Origin of the sequence: Shewanella sp. c952, assembly GCF_019654975.1 — a bacterium.
GTDB lineage: Bacteria > Pseudomonadota > Gammaproteobacteria > Enterobacterales > Shewanellaceae > Shewanella.
In genome coordinates, this window is sequence record NZ_BPEW01000036.1 from 1 (window position 1) to 19,852 (window position 19,852).

Sequence of the window (19,852 nt, forward strand, 5' to 3'; positions counted from 1 at the left end):
AAAACACCTGTGTCAAAACGGCTGAAACCACTGAGGTTGTCGCCTCAGATCTTGATGCTATTGGTGACTCGGTTAATCAAATCAATGATCTGAATACCCAAATCGCCACCGCCGCAGAGGAGCAAAGCTCGGTATCAAGCGAAATTACCCGCAACATGTCAGCCATTAGCGAAATGGCCAGCGAACTGGCCATCAATGGCGAGACCACCAGCAATGAAACTGTCAATCTCGCGACAGCTAACCATCAGCTAGAGCTGATAGTGAGTCAATTTAAGCTTAAGTAGCCACTAAGACTGATTAGCTTTGGATATCCTAGTCACATGGAAGTGATAGAGCCATCTCATGCGCAGACACAGCCGTGACACACTATAAATACATCCTTGTAAACTCGACCATGGCGTCCCTGTCATGGACGATCACAGCCGTATCAGCACTGGATTACAGCCCCCTAAAAACTGTATATAAACCGCACATATTTAACTATTGAGTGAAGACAGAAAAGATAGTAAATTCAACAAACTAATCAGCAATACAAGATCTAACCTGATAAAGTAGCAATGCATATATACCCATTTAAACTTTACAAGGAGAGTCAGGTGTATAAAAAGTCTTCCGTAATTTTATTAACCATAACCTTATTTTCAAGTACTGCTAATGCGAATGACCAAAATCAATATGACAATATGGCGAAGAACTTGTCTATGCAACTTCAAACATCAATGAAAGTCATAAACGATCCTAAATTAATAAAATCTTCTGCAAAATACGCAAGGAATTTATACAACGCTTTCATAGCCGAAGGATTTAGTAAAGAACAATCCATGCAGCTAGTAATCGCATCGATGGCGGTAAAAAAGTAAGCTCATTAGGAGCTATATTTTGAGCTAATGTGATAAGAGCTTACCTCCTGTAAATTCGAACAAAAAATTGGAATTGAGCGATGTTTTTTAAAAGAAAAAAAGAAACAAGGCCAACACTGGCTTGGGAACGACTCGATAATAATGGCGGACCAGCATATACATTTAGAACCAAGGTGCCTGGAGGTTGGTTAGTCGCAACCCGTGAGCCTCATGGTGACGGCGTTGGCAGTGGAGCCACATTTCTGCCTGACCCAAATCACCAGTGGAACGGCTATTCACTCGGTCAAGAAGAGCTAGAACAACAAGAAATCGAGCAACAAGTTCCAGAAGGTCCTTGCGCAAAGTGCAAAAAGTTAACTAATCACATCGTTGCCGGCCAATATAAATGTGGCTGGTGTGACTAATTCGCCCCCTCCTTGGCACACACTATAAAATTTGGGGCAAAGTAATGCTCATTGCTAAGCCCCGATAAATGTGTCGCACACTTCAGTGCCGTTTAAAGCGCCTTGGGCGCTAAAAAACTTTGCCTGACCACCGAACTACCTAGCCTTTCAGCAAGCACTCACCACAGATAAAAGCAACAAACCATTAACAACTAACTATTTGTTATTTATGAATTATTCTAGTAGCATCGCAGCCATAAATATTCGTTCAGCGCTCTTTCATAATTCAGACTTTTCATTTAACAGGACGTTAAAATGGACTCATTCCCAAAATCTCAAATAATCGAATTCAATCGCACTGATGTCGCGAGTATCGAGCAGGCCTTAGTGACTTATCAAACAAAGCTCGCTGCGCGTCAGGCATTCAAAAATAGTCAATTTGATATCGCATTTATGGATATCAGTAGCGGCCAACGTCAGCACCTTCAGCTTGCAGATACCGCACAAGCAGAGCTCGCACTGCAAGCATTGAACCTCACCCCAGATGGCGGCTACAACCTACAAAACATAGTGACGGAAAAGAGCAGCCTGTATATTTCAGAGGCGCTGTTATTTGCGACTGCCCTTGAACATGACGCCCTAAAACCACAGCTTCGTCGCACGGCGCAAGCGATGGTTAATTATGCTCGCTATGAAAATGACACCAGCGAAATGTGGGTCGATGATATGCGGGTTTTTGGCGCTGAAGCCCTGTTTATGATGGCGATGCAAGATGCTGAAGATGCGATTTATCTGGCGCAGTTTTTTATCCCCTACTGGGATGATGAGCATGCCACTGGTTATGAGCACATGCTGCTCACTCTGCTGCGCCATCACGGTTGGTGCGACGCCATGATGAAAGCATTTGTTTGGTGTGATAATAGCGCCTTTCGTTTCGCCTTTTATGGCAGCCACTGGGAAAGCACCACCGCAGAATATTTGCCGCTGGGCGAGTTTTTGCAGCAGAACCCGCAGCAATATCCGCGCTTTATTGAATTGCTTAAGCAACGTTTTGCAGCGCAGCCGATGCTGGTTGAGAACGAAAGCGAAGATTTAGCTAGCCAAAAGCCAATACTGGCAATTTTTCAAAGTTTATTTCCCGAGTTTTGCAGCTGGGAAGATGAAGAGGTAAGCCGCCAACTTGGGCGTCATTTTATTAATGACACGCTTGAAAATGAGGCGATGGATCTACAGCAACAACTAGAAAATGAACTCGATAGCCCGCTATCGGCCTATGCTCAAAGTGTCTTCCAGCGCCAAGAAAAATACCGCCAATATGACAAGCTCAAAGAGGAGCGACAAGCCGAATTGGGTGGCACCCATATGCTTACAGATTTCATCGCTACGTTAGACAATAGCGATGCGCTGCTGAAGTATGTGGTGCTCAATGAAAACCCTGCGATTTTAGACACCATTGAGCCTTTTGATATTTGGGCGCATTGTAAGATTCATGCCCCTTCGCTATATGATGCAATGGACGAGGCTTGCTGGAATAGAGACAATTTAGACAATCTGCGTGAGAATATACACGAAGTACTTAGCTATCCAGCCAACGATCTACTCGAAGATGAAGAGTGCTATTTTGATGTTGAGTTTGAACAAGGGGTTATTTGTAAAGCTTATCTAAGCCCAGATGACAACAGTATTAGCCATGTGAAATCAGCGCATATCATGCTGCGCTTTGTCGACATCTTCTATCGCATATTGGGTCAAAAAACCTTATCGGCAGAGCTATGTGAAATGCTCACTGGTGAAGGTGACTATCAACCGATAATGACCACTGAGGCCTACTATGCTCGCTTTGATCCTGCGCCCGCGGCAGCAGAAGGTGAGCTCAGCAAACATGACAAACGTAAGTTAGAACAGCTTACCGACGGCTTTAGTGATATGGATGACCCCGTCACACTGACCATGCTGCAGCAAGCCGACAAACTATTCAAGCAACGTACTTGCTATGATGTTAGCCACTGGCCTGAAGATAATCTTGGCACAGATGCGCTCAAAGCCTACCTATTGCTACAAGATACGATTAACCACATTGATGATGCCTATACCGCAGGGCTACAAACGGGGTTAGGTATAGCATTTGAGCGGGCTGTTGCCTTATTGCTGGAGCACGCCGAAATTCAAGGCGAAGGCCACTTCGAAGACAAGGGCTTTACCCCCACAGAACTTGAGCAAGTCAGGCACTATTTCACTCAGGATAAAGCAGAACTTAGCCAAACTGAGATAATTGCACTGTTTGATCAGCATCTGCACCGAGATGACGTATGTCGCCAATCTGATCTGTATTTTCCTAAAATCAGTGACAAGCAGATTAGTTACCATTTTTTCAAAGACTACGATGATGACTACCAGCGCGTTGCCATTATGTGCTTTTGGCTAAAACAGTTGCCCACTGCTGCAGGTCAAATTGCTGAGCGCTTGTGGCTACTGTTGATCACTATGGCGCCAACTAAGATGATCCGCCATCTTAGTCGCCTTTATAGCAACCATGAATACCGTTTAAGATTCGACAATCAGCTCGATGAAATTAACTTCTATGAACTGCTTAACCGCCATGGGATTGCCGAAGACTACACGTTAGCGTTTCAGGTAGAGCAATCTATCCATAGCTCAAGCCGTGAAAGTGAGTACCTTGCACTTGTCGATTTGATGGAAGAAACCATCCCCGCTAATGCAGCCCAAGGTGGCATGATAGCCGCCAGACAACGAGCGCAAGCACACGCCTTGCTGCGAGGCTTAGATTATACCTATCAGAGTCATAAATTAGAATTTCATCAAGATGTAGCGCTGCGCTTCCCTGAGCTTCCTTTTCAGTTAGACCATGACTTGCGCCAGTGTTTAGCCGACTTTATCGCTCTTAATAGCCGCTCATGGGAAAGTGTTATTGCGCATCAATTTAGCGCATCGACACTGTATTTCGATCATGCCACCGACATCAGTGACCTACCGAAAAAGTTGCGTTTGCCATTTCGTTTGCACCCAGATGCCGATATTAGTCAGTCGCGTCATTGCTCGGGTATGAGTTGGATCAATGCCACCATCGCCCAGCGAGTTGACGATGAATTATTGATTTTAGTACTCGATAAAGACGCAGCCAACTACGATCAACTCTATCTCGGCGGGCAACTGCTTATCGTTGATAATGATATCGATGCTGCTACCGTTATTGACGCTGTGCAACAACTACCAGAGCAGGCTGAACGCAAACAAACTCTTGCAACTAGCCTATGGGCTTACTTACAGGGAGAAACCTGTTATGAGGACTTTGCGCCGATATTTAATGCTTATTTAACCACTGAAACAGTTGTCAGTATCGATGAATATCGTTGTTATAGCGTAGGCCAGTTCTTATGGCGCATCGATAAGCCGCGCCGTGAGCGACTGTTATTACTGCTCGCCAACCATAGCTACCGAGCCTACAAGATTATTGTCGAGCAAATGGTGAACGCGCATATGGATCGGCAAGTGAGCCAAGGAAAAATTGATCTCGCCACTCGCTTAGGTCTAGATAGTGATGACTATCGAGAGATCGCCTATAAAGAACTAATGGACTGGTTGTTTGCTCATGAGGTTAAGCGTGAATTGTTGGTGTTATTTGCGATTAAGCACTACCACAACGGTATGGGAGAGTACCTCGCCCAGCTTGCGCGCAGCGGTGAGCTTAAGCCATTATTATCGTATCTGCATATAAGCAATCGCGCCGCCTTAGTGGATATCTTAGCGCAGCAAACCGACGCCGCCGAACTGCTAACCATATTTAAAGGTGAGAAGTCCCGCCAAGTTAGAGACAGTCTTGCTGCAGCCACTCCAGCTGCGCCAGCCTAAAACTAACCAACGCTTTTAGCGTTTTAATCAAACCAAGCTGCTGACTTTTCAGCGGCTTGGTTTTTTACTTTATCGTCAACGTACATTGATACCATCGCCAATGCTGCAGCCAACGCGCCTAAGTCGTCAGAAAAACCCACAACTGGGGTTAAGTCGGGGATTGCATCAATAGGGGCGATGAAATATGCCAAGGCGCCAAATATCACCGTTTTAGCCCACTTAGGTGTATCAGGTCGCTGCGCCGCGTAATACAAACACAGCGCATTATCGATGACTTCTCGGCCAGCTTTTTTGGCAAACTGTTTTACCTTCAACCAAAAGCTATCGTCGCTGTACTCTGAGTTATTTGGAATATCTGAATTATCAGCCATTATCCACTCCAATAAAAAAGGGAATACCCTATGATATTCCCTTATTTTTGATGATTTAGCTAGCGCTTACGCCCTTCAAGAATCACTACCTTTGATGCTTTGGTGTGGTGCCCCAAACATTCTTTTTAACTGGCCGTTTACCGCCAGTACCAGCTTTAGCTGCTTGTCCCTGCTTATTGCCATTGGCTTTGCTTTGATTAGCTTTACCTTGAGCCGACGTTTTCTGCCCAGGTTTATCTTGGCCTGATTTCCCTTGCTCAGACTTGCGATCAGCAAACTGATCAGCTGAGAAGCGAGTGAATGCCTTCTTACCTTTACCATCATCTTTGACGTTTAGCTTCTTCTTATTGCGGTTAGCTTCACGCTCTTGACGAGACTCAGCTGGCACTAAGCAGCTTGGGCTATTACCAATCAGCTTTTCTTTACCCATTTCGATTAATGCTTCACGAATAAGAGGCCAACCTGCAGGGTCATGGTAACGCAATAAGGCTTTATGCAACTTACGTTGGCGACCTTTCTTCGGTACCGAAACCTCTTCGCTGCTATGCTTCACATTCTTCAGTGAGTTCAGCTCGGTATGGTAAATAGTTGTCGCATTTGCCATCGGTGATGGATAAAAGTTTTGTACCTGATCGAGCTTAAACTTCTCCCCTTTTAACCACAGGGCAAGGTTCACCATATCTTCATTGGTGGTGCCCGGATGCGCCGAGATAAAGTAAGGGATCAAATATTGTTTCTTACCCGCCTCTTTTGAGTACTTATCGAAAAGTTCTTTAAACCTATCGTAACTACCCATGCCCGGTTTCATCATCTTATTCAGCGGGCCCTCTTCAGTATGCTCTGGAGCAATCTTCAAATAACCGCCCACATGATGGGTTGCTAACTCTTTGACGTAACGTGGATCTTCAGTGGCGAGGTCATAACGCACCCCAGAAGCGATAAGTACTTTCTTAATACCGGGTACATCACGGGCAGCGCGGTATAAATCGATAGTGGCTTGATGATCGGTATCTAAATGGCCACAAATCGCTGGGAATACACAAGATAAACGGCGACAGGTACTTTCTGCTTTTACACTAGAGCAGCCTAAGCGGTACATATTTGCTGTTGGCCCACCCAAGTCTGAAATCACCCCTGTAAAGCCCGGTACTTTATCTTGGATATCTTTAATCTCTTTCACGATCGAATCTTGTGAACGGCTTTGAATAATGCGTCCTTCATGTTCGGTAATCGAACAGAACGAACAACCACCAAAGCAGCCACGCATGATATTGATCGAGGTCTTAATCATGTCGTAGGCAGGAATTTTTTCTTTGCCGTATGAAGGATGAGGCACACGCTTATAGGCTAAGTCGAAAACGCCATCCATCTCGTCGGTATTTAGCGGCCAAGCTGGCGGGTTAACCCAAATCGCGCGTTCAGCATGCTTCTGGAACAGTGCTCGTGCACAGCCTGGATTTTGCTCTTGGTGCAAGATACGTGATGCGTGGGCATATAAGAATTTATCTTCAGAGACCTTCTCGAAACTCGGCAGCAGCACATAGGTTTTCTCCCACGGCTTAGGTCTTGCTGGCTGAACACTGATCGCCTTTGGCGCATCATTGTCAAAAATCTTCTCATCCGTTGGGCCAGATAGGTTTTTACAACCAACATCATCGGCGCCATAAGGATTAGGGATAGGATCAATTTTATGCAACTGATCCAGCTTACGCGAATCCATCCCCTTCCACTCAGGCAACGGCTCTTTACGGATAACCGCAGTACCGCGAATATCATGCAACTGGCTCATCGGTTCGCCATTGGCAAGACGGTGAGACACTTCCACCAATGGTCGCTCGGCATTACCGTAAACCAAGATGTCAGCTTTAGCATCTAAGATAACGCTACGACGGACTTTATCTGACCAGTAGTCGTAATGAGCAATGCGGCGCAGACTGGCTTCAATACCACCAATCACCACAGGCACTTGCTTGAATGCTTCTTTACAGCGCTGAGTGTAAACCGTGACAGCACGATCTGGGCGCTTGCCACCTAGGTTACCCGCGGTATAGGCATCATCATGTCGCATACGGCGTTCAGCAGTGTAACGGTTGATCATTGAATCCATGTTACCAGCAGTCACACCGAAATAGAGGTTAGGCTTGCCTAACTTCATAAAGTCATTTTTATTAGACCAATCAGGTTGCGAGATAATGCCGACTCTAAAGCCTTGCGCTTCCAGCATGCGACCAATTACCGCCATACCAAAGCTTGGATGATCCACATATGCATCGCCAGTAACAATAATAATGTCGCAGCTGTCCCAGCCTAGCTTGTCCATCTCTTTACGAGACATAGGCAAAAATGGCGCTGGGCGAGTAAGCTCAGAGCGAAACTTGGGATGAGTGAAAAGTGTGGATTCTACTTGCATGGATTAAATAGCCTAACTGAGATAACAAAAAATACGCGGATTAAGCGCCCCGACTGATGCTCACAACGGGGACGCGGAGTATAACAGGCTCCGCACCATAGGTGTGACTAAAAAAGCATCAAATTGATGCTTTTTTTAGTATAGTCTATAAGACCATAAACTGGCTGTGGGTATTGCTGTGCTTGGGATTGTGATTATCTTATCGAGATTTTCGCTCTCAGATATTACCGAGCAAACACCGCTATAGGTTAGCCACATATGCGATTAGATTGGTTACAACTAGCCCCAAGGTTACCGCCCAAGTGGTTAATACTCCCCAGAAACGACCAAAATGATAACCGCCCTGTCCTTGAGTTAAGCCGATGGCATGCATCAAGCGTGCGACTATCCATGCGGTGCCGAATATATGCAGCAGTGCAGCACTGGTGCCATTCATCTCGGCGACGATAAGTAACAGCAGCACTATCGGCGCATTTTCGAGTAAATTCCCGTGTACGCGTTGCGCTAATGTCAGTGCTTCATTTCCAGCACTACCAATACCAATTTTATGGATACGTCTTAGTTTTATCACTCTGTAGGTGAGTGCTACAGCGAGTATTGCAGTCAGGCTGATATACAGCCCAGAGATAGCGAGTGGCATTGCATGTCCTTATAGAAAATTCTCTCAATGTTATAGCATTACAATTTAGGAACATTATGTAAATAAATGGCAACCTTTTAAACTCAAATAGGTTAAGATGCGCTCGTAAAATAATGATGCTTAAACGGTCATATTAGTTGAATACAAAGCTATCAACTAAACTTCTGTTTAATATAGATAAATAACCCTAATATGACTTTTTAGCGAATAAGATATTGGATAATCAAGAGTTCCTAGAGAAACGCCGTTTTATAATTAGACTCGGCAAAGCTCTACATAAATTTGGTACGCCCGCCTACCGACTTGAAGCCCATCTGCAAGCTGTGTCTGAACTGCTTGGTATTGAGGGTTATTTTTTGATCTCGCCAACCGCGCTGACCTTTGTGCTACAGCATGATGAAGATCAAGAACATAACCACGTCGCAAGAGTTAAACCTGGTGAACTCGATTTAGGCTCACTCGCCCGTACCGATGAACTCGTTGAAGAGCTGATGTCCGGTAAGCGAACCCTTGCTGAAGCACTTGAAAGATTAGAAGAGATCTCCAACAAGCCGAATCCTTATGGTACAGGCCTTACTCTATTGGCGTTTGGCAGCTCAGCTGGTGCGTTTGCCATGTTGATGGGTACCAGCTGGAACGATGTATTTTGGTCCGCGATTTTAGGCCTGATGGTTTATGGCTTAGTTTATCGCGCCGAACGTTCTAAGCGTATGGCAGAGATGCTTGAACCTCTCGCCGCTATCTTGTGCGCCATTGCCGCCAGTGGCATCGCACGGTTTGATCCCAGTATGAATATTCCGGTGGTGATCCTCTCAGGCATTATCATCTTTATCCCTGGGCTTGCCTTAACACTCGGCTTGGCAGAACTCGCCGCCAGAGATTTAATCTCCGGTACTGCGAGGGTGATGGATGCCTTCATGTTGTTGTTTAAGCTCTACTTTGGGGTAATCCTCGGCTTAACCATTGGTAAAGCTTTGTTTGGCGAAACCACTTATGTTCCACCTGATTCGTTGCCCGAATGGGCTATCTGGTCTGCGGTACCGATCCTGTCGATGGCGCTAGTGATTATCTTTAAAGCCCGTATGAAAGACTCACCTTGGGGGGTGCTAGCGGGGATTGTGGCGTTTTTCTCAGCCATGCTTGGCGGGATCTACTTTGGTGACTCGATTGGTATTTTCTTCGGCGCGTTAGCCGTGGGAATTTACTCAAATCTGTTTGCTCGCTGGATGAAAGCCCCTGCCACTATCGCGCTACTACAAGGCATTGTGATCTTAGTACCCGGTAGTAAAACTTACATCGGCCTTAACACCTTAATTCTAGGTGAGACCATGTTTAATCAGTCACATCTTGGCACACAGATATTTCTTATCTTTATGTCGATTGTGGCAGGGCTAATCTTCGCCAATGTTGCTGTTCCGCCTCGACGTACTTTGTAATGAATGTCCAATAGCGATATCGAAGTAACAAATTCATACATGCGGGCGCTGCAGTGCGCTCGCACTCTGCCGATTACATTCACTTCCCCTTAAGTAAAATCATCAGCTTAAGCTTGACTAACGCTCTAGTTCCATGTGTTATAGACTTGTAAATCACTTGTTCTTCCTTTGGTTCAGCTGGGTGTTTTTCTATCTATGACTCGATTTAGTAGTAGCACGTTAACCGCACTCACTTTAGCACTCTCCAGTGCGGTTCATGCTGAAGCGACTAAAACCAATGAGCAAGATACTAAGCCCGTAGATTACGAACAAAAAAAGAAGATCAAAAGCATTGTGGTTAAGAGTAATGATATTTTTGATCTATCAGATCCTGAAACCTTCTTTATTCACCGCTGGGCTAACTACCTGCATATCAATACCCGCGACCATGTCATACGCGATAAGCTTAGTTTTAAAGAAAACGATAATGTTAGCCAAAAAGAACTCGATGAGGCGCAACGTATTTTGCGCGCTGAGCCCTATATTCGAGATGCTGAAATTGATTTTGCCGAACCTGCACCAGATGCCGATATCGCCGAAGATGATGCTGAAAATATTCTAGTAGAGACTTGGGATAACTGGTCTTTACTGCCCACCTTTAGCGCTGGTCGCAGTGGTGGTGAAAGCAAATTCTCCATTGGCATTAAAGAGGATAATTTGCTTGGTTTGGGGATCCGCACACGCTTTAAATACCAATCAAATGCCGATAGAACGGGCTATAAGTTCGCCATAAAAGCTCCGCTTAATTTTATTGAACATGCCACTATCGCGGCAGATTTTTACGACAATAGCGATGGCCAAGCGACTCACCTATATTTTGAAAGGCCTTTCTACACACTCGATGGTAGCAAGATGTATTCCGCGGAATATTTAGATGATCTGCGTGTCGATACCTTAAAACAAAACGGCTTAGAATTTAACGAATTTGAGCATGCAATCACCTATAACAGTGCTCGCTTCGGCTGGTTACTCGACCACAACAGTGATGAGCTTTCGCGGATCATTACCGGGCTGACCCAAGATAAACATGATTTCGATAATATCGAAGAGTACCCAACGTCAGAACTGCCACAAGATCGTGACTTTCTGTACCCATGGGTTGCCTATCAATACCTGCAAGATGATTTTAAAGTGCTCAATAATGTCCACCTGATTAACTACAATGAGGACTTTAATCTCGGCTGGCAACACTACGTAAAACTTGGTATCGAAACCCGAGATCTGGGTGATGACTCCCCCGTTGGTTACCATATTAATTGGCAATCGAGCCGAGGCTTTCAAGCCCAAGATCATTTACTGCTACTCGAGATGGATGGCGAAGGCGTATTTGCCACCAGCCAAAAAGACTACTTTAAAGTTAATGTCGCCGCCGAGTATTTTTATCACATTACACCCAAGTGGACTGCCTACTCTAAATTAAGGTTGAGCGCCTCACAAAATAACTACATCGACCGACCTTTTGCCCTTGGTGATGATACCGGGATCCGCGGTTACCCTAACGACTATCAATATGGTGATAATCAATGGGCGTTTACAGCTGAGGTGCGTAACTACCCCAATATTAATCTGTACCAGTTAGCAGAATTAGGATGGGCTGTGTTTTCTGATGTTGGTCAAGCTACAGGCGGTAATGATGCCAATAATGAAATATCTGGGGTGATAGGCAGTGTTGGGATTGGCGCGCGGATTTACTCCTCTAAATCAAGTTATGGCAACGTTGCTCATATCGATTTTAGTATGCCATTTACCACTGGCGTAGAAGTGAATAATTGGGAGTGGCGTTTCCTAGTAAAAAACAGGTTCTAGTTGCGAGCGGCTAACGACGAACCTTTTAGCTTTATATTTTGCCGACTGTATTGCAGTCGGCAAAATATAGAAAACAAGCTCCTTAGAACTTGTAATCCAGCGTTAGATAAACCTGCTGACTATTGTCGATAGTGATCCCATGGCGTTCATAATCTTGCTCTAGGTAGCGGTAACCCAAGTCTGAAGAGAGGTGCTCACTCCATTTATATTGCACACCCACTTGCCCCCCCCAAGCCACATCGGTATCGGCACGTCCAGCAATCTTATTGTCATTGGCACCCACTGAAACACCAGCAAAGAGGTTAACATCTTTGTGTACTGGCATCAGGTAGTCATACGACAGTAACCAGCTATATTGCTCTTGCTTGTAATCGATACCAGCTTGTGAGAATTCATCCTCCATGTAACCGAAAGTACCGGTAATCCGATGTTGTTTTTCAATCAATACACCGGCACGTCCCTGCCATGAAACATCTTCGGTATCATGGCTAATTTTGCCATCGACGCTATCAGTTTGATAACCTGCCGCTGCACCAACAAAAAACTCAACTTCGGCTGCATTGACGCTGCTGACGAGTAAACCTGAACATAAAACACCGCTCAGCATTGTTTTAATTTTCATAACAAACCTCACTCATGACTAATCTGCTTAATGTCGTTATCGACGTTGAAGCTAGATTACCCCTTGGTTATTCAATGAAAAAGGGCCTGTAGCCAGCCAATTTGTATCGCGCAATGAGACAAAGAACATCAGTAAACATCATTAGGTGAAGCTAAAAACAGCAATAATGTGCCTTAGCACGGAAGCTTTTTATCGCGAAATGTTTCACCACTTAGCAGCTAACATAGTCACTAAGTTGAACAATATTTAATGACAAAATGGGGTTTCAGAAACAGAAGCTCTGGTAGTTTTGCTATCAATCTGATTTAATCATTGCCGCTACCGACAATTGAAGATGACAGCCATCAATAAAACAAAAATACAGGCAAGGCGACTCAGTGCGCCCCAGCAGCAATCAACAAAGACATTAGCCATTATGCTAATGCTATTGCTGTGCCAGTTTTTTGTAATGAGCTCAGCCTATTCGGTGCAATATCCTAATGGTAAACACCCAATGGGAAGCAGTGTCAGTCATCACCACAGTCATGACTCGGTCCTCAAAGCAGTCCACTCTCATGATGCTCCACAGCCAACGTCTTTTAATGCTACTGAGTCTATTATCGATCTTGTCGAGAGCTCAACAGCTTTAATGACCGACACAGGTGAACATGACCACAACAATCATTCACACACACCATCGCATCCACCAGTAGAGCCACGCTTTGACAGCGAGTTTTACCAAGCTGGCACCATTAATGATGCTGACGTGTTGTATAGAAATGATAGATACGCGCCACCCAACCCACCTCCACACAGCTAATTATTTTTTACTGCGCTAATCAGCGCAAAACTATTAATGCACAGTAGGCTCTGAGCGATTCAGGCTGAAATAGCTGTGCATAATCAAAAAATAATTGGAGTATTTATAATGAGCCAATCTCTGGCTAATCCAATGGCGAAGACTCTTCGGCTATTGGTGATTTTTTTAGGGCTATTTGCCTCTTTCTCTCTGTTTGCCCACGGCGTGGATGAGAGTACTAAGCAATTTCTAGCCGCAAACCAAGGGGTATCAATTCTGCCCTTTATCTATATCGGTGCTAAACATATGGTCACCGGCTACGACCATCTACTGTTTTTAGTCGGGGTAATTTTCTTCCTTTATCGCACCAAAGATGTGTTGTTATATGTCAGCCTATTCACCCTAGGCCATAGTATTACCTTGCTATATGGCGTCGTCAATGACATCCAAGTTAACCCTTATATTATTGATGCCATTATCGGCTTTTCAATTGTCTACAAAGGGTTTGATAACTTGGGCGGCTTTCAGCGTATTTTCGGCTACCAGCCCAATAGCAAAGTCGCAGTGGCAATCTTCGGCTTGTTCCACGGCTTTGGTTTGGCCACCAAGATCCAAGAGTTTCAGCTACCACAAGAGGGGCTGATGGCGAACATCATCGCCTTTAATGTCGGCGTCGAAATCGGCCAATTCTTAGCGCTAGGTATGGTGCTTATCTTGATGAGTTTCTGGCGGAGACATAAAAGCTTTCTGCAGTTTTCAACCGCAGCAAATACCTTACTTATGAGTGGCGGGTTAATGCTCGTCGGCTATCAGCTTAGCGGCTATTTCATCAGTTAATTCAGACGTAACTCATTGCCACAACTTAGCTAGAAGCGATGCATAGATAAATAATTTTAGGAAATACAATGACAAATAAAACACAAAACCAAGTACAACACTCAATGAGTAACACTATTGATATACCAGTTCACTCTAATGCCACACTATTAAAAGCCAGCATTGTTGCAACCGTTATTGCGGCGGTAGTACTAGTGACCGCGATATTACCGGCTGAGTACAATATCGACCCAACGGGTATCGGAAAGTCTCTCGGCTTAACCAAAATAGCCACTGCTGCAGAAGCCAGTTTATCCAGCAATAAGTCACTACCAAGCGTGATGGCAACTGTAGACAGCATTATCATCAATACAGCGCCTACCGTTGCCGAAATCAAAGAAATTAGAGCTAAGGTCGTAGGGCTGCGTCAAGACAGTGTCGATATTATAATACCTGCGGGTAAAGGGCTGGAGTACAAACTACTGCTCAATGCAGGTGAGCATTTAGAGTATGATTGGCGCACCGATGGCAGCGAGCTTTACTTTGATTTTCACGGTGAGCCTCAAGGCGATAAAACTGGGTTTTATGAAAGCTTTGCAATTACCACGTCGGATCAAATGAAAGGGACTTTAACCACACCGTTTGCCGGTGCACACGGTTGGTACTGGAAAAACAAAACCAGCGAGCCAATCACTGTGACACTTGCAACCAAAGGTGCTTATCTAATTAAAGGCTAATCACACATTTTTTAAGCACAAAAAAGCCCGCTACGATTGAGTACGTTGCGGGCTTACGTTGTTATGAGTCAAAGCGTGCTATTGGGTAGACTTGCTAGCAGCCTTTTTATCTTCAATGTCAGCGAACGCGATAATCTGTTGTTTTATTGCCTCTTTCTCAGCCTTATCCTTTAAGCGATAGATTCGCTTTATCTGCGCCTTCATCAATGGGTCTTGCGGGGTCGATACGGTATCGAAGCCGACTTCAACTTTGCCTAAGGTTGATGTGATCAGCAAACCTTGTGCAAACCGCAAATCGTTCAAGCCACCGCTGAGCACAAACAAGTAACTTTCTCGCGGTCTAGAGTTAACTATCACTGTATATTTATCGACCTCTTCCCAACCATCCATTCTAAAGTTATCGATAGAATAAACCTGCTCTAATTCAGGAAAAGTATACAGTGCAACGCGCTCCGTTGCCGTTTCCGTTGCTGTACAGCCGGCTAAAATGAGTGAAAAACCAAGTATCACGATATTCCATATCTTCATTATTATCTCCTTATTGTTAATACCTTAAATCTAGCAGTAAAAACAAACCCTGCAAATATGACTAACAACAACGCTAATTAACAGCTCGCCGACCCTGTATCAATAGCAAGATAAAATACAAACCACCGACAACAGATACCACAGTCCCCGCGGCAACTTGCGACGGATAAACCACGTTTTGTCCTATCCAATCCGACAGCACCATTAAGCCTGCGCCGATGATGGCGGCGGCTGGTAACTGCAACTGCACTTTTTTAGCGCCTAAAATGACTGCCATGTGTGGTGCTAACAAACCGACAAATGCAACAGGCCCCATGGTTGCGGTGACAACCCCACATAACAGGGCAACACAACAAAGCAGTAGCATGAATGCTCTAGGTACATTTAGCCCTCGAGCCTTGGCAAACTCACGTCCGGTCGAAATTAACGTTAACCAGCGCGAGGTGACGAGTGCAAACGCAATCAGTCCTAACACACTAACGATGAGTATCACTGCTGCACTGGGTGATACTCGGTAGGTTGAGCCAGCTAACCAACTCAAAATGGTGTAAGAAGTTTCATCGCCCCGGGCCAATGCAAACTGCACCATAGCCTCAATAAGTGCGGTCAAAGCGATACCGGTCAGTATCAACATAGATGGAGCATAACGGTGGCGTTTACCTAACAAGAGTAACAATCCAAGAACGGTCATACTGCCCAAAAATGCAATAGCCGGCGCCGCATCAAAAATATTCAGACCAACAAAAATACTACCGGCAACTAAGGCGCATGTTGCGCCTGCAGAGATCCCTAAAATATCGGGACTCGCTAACGGGTTATAAATAAGTCGCTGTAGCAATACTCCCGCGACAGCCAAGCCAGAACCCGCTGCAATACCCGTGATAATTCTTGGCCATTGGATCTGCCAGGCAAAGGCATCTGGAATCGCCCATAACCATACTGTAGCGTCATTTACCGTTGATTTTGTAAACACTAGCACCAAAACAATGACCGCAAACAAACTTGCCAGCATCGTAATAAGCGTACCCGGACTCATCTGGTAACGGCTTTTAGGCAATGAGAAAGATAGCTGATCCTGTGCGCCCATTTTTCGACGGGTAAACCAAATAAGTGCCGGGGCACCAATAAGCGCTGCAGCGGTACCAGAGGGGACTAAGTCGAAGGTCAGCATGCTCATTGCAATGGCAAGCGCATCGATAATCACCAGAACTGTCGCGCCGAGTAACATACTAAAAAACAGTTCATCTCGTGGAGTACGCGCACCTAATTGGCGAGCAATATTGGGCGCGAGTAAACCAATAAAACTGATAACCCCAACAGCGGTAATGGAGGTGGCGACTAGCCAAATACCTAAAGTGAACAATGCCAAAATGGCGGGGATAATATTGAGTCCACGAGCGGCGGCGCCGGCCTGCCCCATTCTTAAAAGAGCCAATACTCGCGGAGCCAGCAGTAAAATAAGCACTGACACACTCAGCTTAGGCAATAACCATTGCACCTGCTGCCAACCATTTTGAGCCAGATCTCCGGCGCCCCAAATAAACAGATTCTTAGCGTATTGGTCATTTAGCAAAATAATCGCTGTGGCGATTGCACCCAATAGAATATTCACCGCCATACCGGCAAGCACAACGGGTAAACCAGAAAGGTTACGCACGCCTGCAATTAAAATCACTAATCCCAGTGTAAGCATGGCGCCAACCGTTGCCGCAACAGATGCATATTGGCCAACAAATCCTGGGAAAAACACATTCAGTAGCACCAGTGCTAACCATGCACCGGAGGCGGTACCCAATGTCATTGGTGACACTAACGGGTTTTGAGTTAGCTGCTGCATTAAGCTGCCAACCAGACCTAGCATTGCCCCGACCATCACGGCCATCACTATCCGTGGCAACTGCGACTCAGTAAACATAATCGCATCAAAGCTAGTGGCTAACGTCAGTCTGTCGGCAAAATTAATGAGCAAGTGCCACTGCTGTGACAAACTAATCTGGGTGTCGATTTGCGCTGAAATAATGGCAAAAACCATTAACGCGACAAAAGTAACGCTATATCGAGAAACTATCTTACTGGGCATTATTGGTTCTGCTCACTCTCGTTTTGAGGTAACGATGTAGGTGGAATTGGCGCTATCGCTAGCAAGCTCTCAGTTAATGCTGTTGCCATATATTCAATCGATACCGCACCACCGTAGTTCCAAGCTGGTTTAACACTATTCATTTTGTGGTAGCGTACAAAGGGAAAGGCATTCCACATAACACTGGTCGATAACTGCTGCTGTTGCGCAAAGGGTTCAAAATAAAGCGCGACACCGTCGCCAACATGACGCAGTTCTTTAAGGCGCTTTTGCTTAACTCCCCACTGAGTCGGTGCCTGTTCTATCGCCGCAGAGATCCCCAATAATAACAGCGCATATTGCGCAGTTGAGTTATCACCAAATTGATAAATTGAGGTCATGCTAGCAAACCTAAAGGTCGTCACTGTCGGCAGCTTTCCTTGATAAGCTTGTGCCAACTGCTGACGCATTGTCGCTATCGAGTGCTGCATTTGCGTTAGCCGTTGCTCTGCCTGTGTTTCTCTATCAAGTAGTTGCGCTATCAATCTGAAGTTATCAATGGCCGCCCTAGCGTTATCATGGTGCTCGCTATAAGTTTGGTAGAACAAAACAGGCGCTATTTTTTCCAGTCGTGGTAATAGATCTAACTGCGGTGAAGCAATGATGATGACGTCGGGTTTAAGCGTTGCTAAACGTTGAAAATTGGGTTCAACTCGGCTGCCAATATCCATTACAGAGTCTGGTACTTTAGGCTGCATAACCCACTCTCTGTAACCATTAATGTCAGGCATAGCAATGGGGGTCACCCCGAGCGCCAAGACTTGCTCAGCAACGTCCCAATTCAGCGCCGCCACGCGGATAGGTGTGGCAGGCAACTGGTGTTGGCCGCGACTGTCTACAACCGTAATCGTTGTTGACGACGTTTTGGCAAACAACGTACTAGGTAGCCATAACAACAGTAGAGCAAAGATGGCACGCCTTAGCATACAATCGCTACCTTATGATTCTGGTTAGGGTGATCAATCAAAGTCACTGGTGTGGCATATAAATCACTAAGTCGCTCTTCATCTTGCAACAATGAGGCCTCACCACTAAAAGCAACTTTACCCGCTTTTAATGCAACAATTTGGGTAGCAAAACGCAGCGCCAAATTAAGATCATGCAAAATGACAATCACCCCTTTGCCAGTGCTTTTATTCAAATTACTGAGCAATTCCATCAACTGGTATTGATGATGAATATCAAGTGCAGAGGTTGGCTCATCTAATATTAGTAGCTCAGCTTGTTGAGCGAGTAACATCGCAACCCATGTCCGTTGCCGCTCGCCGCCAGAGAGCTGATCAGCCAAAGTATCTTTAAATGCTGTAACTCCTGTTTCCTCCATCGCTTGTGCGATGATCTGCTCATCTTCTTTGCGCCAGCGCCCCAAAGTACCACGCCAAGGAAATCGGCCTAAACGTACCAACTCTGCCACATTAAGCCCTGCTACTTCCGGCAGCTTTTGCGGTAAATAAGCTACGGTTCTCGCTAACTCTTTGGCACTATATTGTTTGATTGGTTGCCCACCAAGCATCACTTCGCCCTCTTCAGGGTTAAACTGATTGGCAAGCAAGTTAACCAGAGTAGATTTACCTGAACCGTTGTGACCTAACACCACAGTCAAAGCATGGGGGTCGATATTTAGTGATTCTATATCTAGGATGGTACGCTGATCTCTAATGACTTTGACGTGTGTCAATTGGTACATGATTTACTCTTTTGTTTAAGCCGCGGACAATTGGCACACTTTACACCAGCGGTTGTTTTATAAACGCAGCAACAGCTAGTGCGATTGAGCGAGAGCTTGTTGTCTAGCTTGGAGAGACATAGCGACTGTAAATGCGAATCTGAAAAATTGAGCGCATCTAGCCATAACTTAGCATGGCGGCGAATAAAACTGTCGCTCATTTCTGGGTGAGACTTCTGCATCAATAACAGCTTAGCAAATAAGGCATCGGCAATAAGATGTTCAGTAAAGCGAGGGCGACAACGCGCCCACTGATCAAGCTCTTTACGGTAATGCTCAAATAGCTGTGACAGCTGTTTACCCGCCTGCCGAATTAAACACTCATAATCCCCGGTCGCACAATCAGTACAGTTAAAACGAAACCCCGCCACTAAACCATTATCATGCTGCTGCAGCATATTATTAAGATCCGGCAAAATACGTAACTGGTAGATAGAGGTGAGCGTTAGATAAAGTGGTTGCCAAGTGAGCAGATCCCAGCTTCGTGTTAACCAATAGCTTCTGCCCGCTTCAGGAGATTGCTGCATCAAACTGGTATGCAATGACTTAATAATGGTGATGTTAGATCTATTCGCTGAGATTAACTCTAGCTCAGAATTAGATTCAGACTCAGCATCGGTAAATTCGCCTTTGAGATAAGGAGAGATCTGCTGACACTCTTGGTAGATTTGATTAAAAACAGCCTGATTCATTAATGCATTAACCTTAGCA

Annotated in this window: 17 protein-coding genes and 1 pseudogene; 9 read left to right on the forward strand and 9 right to left on the reverse strand. The window is 45.2% G+C overall.

Features of this window, described 5'->3' with window-relative positions; translation table 11 throughout:
• The 4 genes and pseudogenes from K5R16_RS18330 to K5R16_RS18345 form a co-directional block, all read left to right on the forward strand.
• Window positions 1–284 (forward strand): annotated as a pseudogene (locus K5R16_RS18330) (methyl-accepting chemotaxis protein); the annotation flags it as partial.
• A gap of 312 nt (window positions 285–596) precedes the next feature.
• Window positions 597–860, forward strand: a complete 264-nt coding sequence (locus K5R16_RS18335; protein WP_220739316.1) for a hypothetical protein — start codon at window positions 597–599, stop codon at window positions 858–860.
• A gap of 80 nt (window positions 861–940) precedes the next feature.
• Window positions 941–1,264: a hypothetical protein gene (locus K5R16_RS18340; protein ID WP_220739318.1), complete on the forward strand. Its 324-nt coding sequence runs from the start codon at window positions 941–943 to the stop codon at window positions 1,262–1,264.
• Between the two features lie 294 nt (window positions 1,265–1,558).
• On the forward strand, window positions 1,559–5,113 hold the full coding sequence (locus K5R16_RS18345; RefSeq protein WP_220739320.1) for a hypothetical protein: 3,555 nt from the start codon (window positions 1,559–1,561) through the stop codon (window positions 5,111–5,113).
• Between the two features lie 23 nt (window positions 5,114–5,136).
• On the opposite strand, the gene K5R16_RS18350 is transcribed toward K5R16_RS18345, so the two are convergent.
• From K5R16_RS18350 to K5R16_RS18360, 3 genes are all read right to left on the reverse strand, one after another.
• Window positions 5,137–5,484: a YkvA family protein gene (locus tag K5R16_RS18350; RefSeq protein WP_220739321.1), complete on the reverse strand. Its 348-nt coding sequence runs from the start codon at window positions 5,482–5,484 to the stop codon at window positions 5,137–5,139.
• Between the two features lie 85 nt (window positions 5,485–5,569).
• Window positions 5,570–7,894: a YgiQ family radical SAM protein gene (locus tag K5R16_RS18355; RefSeq protein WP_220739323.1), complete on the reverse strand. Its 2,325-nt coding sequence runs from the start codon at window positions 7,892–7,894 to the stop codon at window positions 5,570–5,572.
• Window positions 7,895–8,135: 241 nt separating this feature from the next.
• Window positions 8,136–8,534 (reverse strand): MAPEG family protein, encoded by a 399-nt coding sequence (locus tag K5R16_RS18360; protein ID WP_220739325.1) that lies wholly within the window; start codon window positions 8,532–8,534, stop codon window positions 8,136–8,138.
• Between the two features lie 215 nt (window positions 8,535–8,749).
• Between K5R16_RS18360 and K5R16_RS18365 the strand changes: the two genes are divergently transcribed.
• Together K5R16_RS18365 and K5R16_RS18370 are read left to right on the forward strand one after the other, a co-directional pair.
• Window positions 8,750–9,970 carry a threonine/serine exporter ThrE family protein gene (locus K5R16_RS18365; RefSeq protein ID WP_220739327.1) on the forward strand — a complete coding sequence of 407 codons (1,221 nt, stop codon included), beginning with the start codon at window positions 8,750–8,752 and terminating at the stop codon, window positions 9,968–9,970.
• A gap of 195 nt (window positions 9,971–10,165) precedes the next feature.
• A complete protein-coding gene (locus K5R16_RS18370; RefSeq protein WP_220739329.1) occupies window positions 10,166–11,815 on the forward strand; it encodes a hypothetical protein in 1,650 nt (549 codons plus the stop codon).
• An 82-nt stretch (window positions 11,816–11,897) separates the two neighbouring features.
• Here K5R16_RS18370 and K5R16_RS18375 read toward each other — a convergent pair whose 3' ends face one another.
• On the reverse strand, window positions 11,898–12,437 hold the full coding sequence (locus K5R16_RS18375) for an outer membrane beta-barrel protein (RefSeq protein ID WP_220739331.1): 540 nt from the start codon (window positions 12,435–12,437) through the stop codon (window positions 11,898–11,900).
• Between the two features lie 334 nt (window positions 12,438–12,771).
• Here K5R16_RS18375 and K5R16_RS18380 point away from each other — a divergent pair, with 334 nt between their 5' ends.
• From K5R16_RS18380 to K5R16_RS18390, 3 genes are all read left to right on the forward strand, one after another.
• Window positions 12,772–13,236 carry a hypothetical protein gene (locus K5R16_RS18380; RefSeq protein ID WP_259649923.1) on the forward strand — a complete coding sequence of 155 codons (465 nt, stop codon included), beginning with the start codon at window positions 12,772–12,774 and terminating at the stop codon, window positions 13,234–13,236.
• Window positions 13,237–13,344: 108 nt separating this feature from the next.
• Complete coding sequence (locus K5R16_RS18385) at window positions 13,345–14,052, forward strand: HupE/UreJ family protein (protein WP_220739333.1); 708 nt, start codon at window positions 13,345–13,347, stop codon at window positions 14,050–14,052.
• A 68-nt stretch (window positions 14,053–14,120) separates the two neighbouring features.
• Window positions 14,121–14,768: a hypothetical protein gene (locus K5R16_RS18390; protein WP_259649924.1), complete on the forward strand. Its 648-nt coding sequence runs from the start codon at window positions 14,121–14,123 to the stop codon at window positions 14,766–14,768.
• Window positions 14,769–14,846: 78 nt separating this feature from the next.
• On the opposite strand, the gene K5R16_RS18395 is transcribed toward K5R16_RS18390, so the two are convergent.
• From K5R16_RS18395 to K5R16_RS18415, 5 genes are all read right to left on the reverse strand, one after another.
• Window positions 14,847–15,296: a DUF6491 family protein gene (locus K5R16_RS18395; RefSeq protein WP_220739335.1), complete on the reverse strand. Its 450-nt coding sequence runs from the start codon at window positions 15,294–15,296 to the stop codon at window positions 14,847–14,849.
• 73 nt (window positions 15,297–15,369) lie between these two features.
• Entirely contained in the window at window positions 15,370–17,376 is a 2,007-nt protein-coding gene (fhuB, locus tag K5R16_RS18400; RefSeq protein ID WP_220739337.1) for a Fe(3+)-hydroxamate ABC transporter permease FhuB, read from the reverse strand.
• Window positions 17,376–18,341, reverse strand: a complete 966-nt coding sequence (locus tag K5R16_RS18405) for an iron-siderophore ABC transporter substrate-binding protein (protein WP_220739339.1) — start codon at window positions 18,339–18,341, stop codon at window positions 17,376–17,378. Before K5R16_RS18405 ends, fhuB begins: the two co-directional genes overlap by 1 nt.
• Complete coding sequence (locus K5R16_RS18410) at window positions 18,335–19,102, reverse strand: ABC transporter ATP-binding protein (RefSeq protein WP_220739341.1); 768 nt, start codon at window positions 19,100–19,102, stop codon at window positions 18,335–18,337. Before K5R16_RS18410 ends, K5R16_RS18405 begins: the two co-directional genes overlap by 7 nt.
• Window positions 19,090–19,833: a siderophore ferric iron reductase gene (locus K5R16_RS18415; protein WP_220739343.1), complete on the reverse strand. Its 744-nt coding sequence runs from the start codon at window positions 19,831–19,833 to the stop codon at window positions 19,090–19,092. The genes K5R16_RS18410 and K5R16_RS18415 overlap by 13 nt, the downstream gene beginning before the upstream one ends.
• Between the last annotated feature and the right edge of the window lie 19 nt (window positions 19,834–19,852).

Bases quoted from the DNA above. Each gene is read 5' to 3' on its own strand.
- K5R16_RS18340 (WP_220739318.1), top strand. From the start codon at position 941: ATGTTTTTTAAAAGAAAAAAAGAAACAAGGCCAACACTGGCTTGGGAA.
- K5R16_RS18345 (WP_220739320.1), top strand. From the start codon at position 1,559: ATGGACTCATTCCCAAAATCTCAAATAATCGAATTCAATCGCACTGAT.
- K5R16_RS18350 (WP_220739321.1), bottom strand. From the start codon at position 5,484: ATGGCTGATAATTCAGATATTCCAAATAACTCAGAGTACAGCGACGAT.
- K5R16_RS18355 (WP_220739323.1), bottom strand. From the start codon at position 7,894: ATGCAAGTAGAATCCACACTTTTCACTCATCCCAAGTTTCGCTCTGAG.
- K5R16_RS18360 (WP_220739325.1), bottom strand. From the start codon at position 8,534: ATGCCACTCGCTATCTCTGGGCTGTATATCAGCCTGACTGCAATACTC.
- K5R16_RS18370 (WP_220739329.1), top strand. From the start codon at position 10,166: ATGACTCGATTTAGTAGTAGCACGTTAACCGCACTCACTTTAGCACTC.
- K5R16_RS18375 (WP_220739331.1), bottom strand. From the start codon at position 12,437: ATGAAAATTAAAACAATGCTGAGCGGTGTTTTATGTTCAGGTTTACTC.
- K5R16_RS18380 (WP_259649923.1), top strand. From the start codon at position 12,772: ATGACAGCCATCAATAAAACAAAAATACAGGCAAGGCGACTCAGTGCG.
- K5R16_RS18385 (WP_220739333.1), top strand. From the start codon at position 13,345: ATGAGCCAATCTCTGGCTAATCCAATGGCGAAGACTCTTCGGCTATTG.
- K5R16_RS18390 (WP_259649924.1), top strand. From the start codon at position 14,121: ATGACAAATAAAACACAAAACCAAGTACAACACTCAATGAGTAACACT.
- K5R16_RS18395 (WP_220739335.1), bottom strand. From the start codon at position 15,296: ATGAAGATATGGAATATCGTGATACTTGGTTTTTCACTCATTTTAGCC.
- fhuB (WP_220739337.1), bottom strand. From the start codon at position 17,376: ATGCCCAGTAAGATAGTTTCTCGATATAGCGTTACTTTTGTCGCGTTA.
- K5R16_RS18405 (WP_220739339.1), bottom strand. From the start codon at position 18,341: ATGCTAAGGCGTGCCATCTTTGCTCTACTGTTGTTATGGCTACCTAGT.
- K5R16_RS18410 (WP_220739341.1), bottom strand. From the start codon at position 19,102: ATGTACCAATTGACACACGTCAAAGTCATTAGAGATCAGCGTACCATC.
- K5R16_RS18415 (WP_220739343.1), bottom strand. From the start codon at position 19,833: ATGAATCAGGCTGTTTTTAATCAAATCTACCAAGAGTGTCAGCAGATC.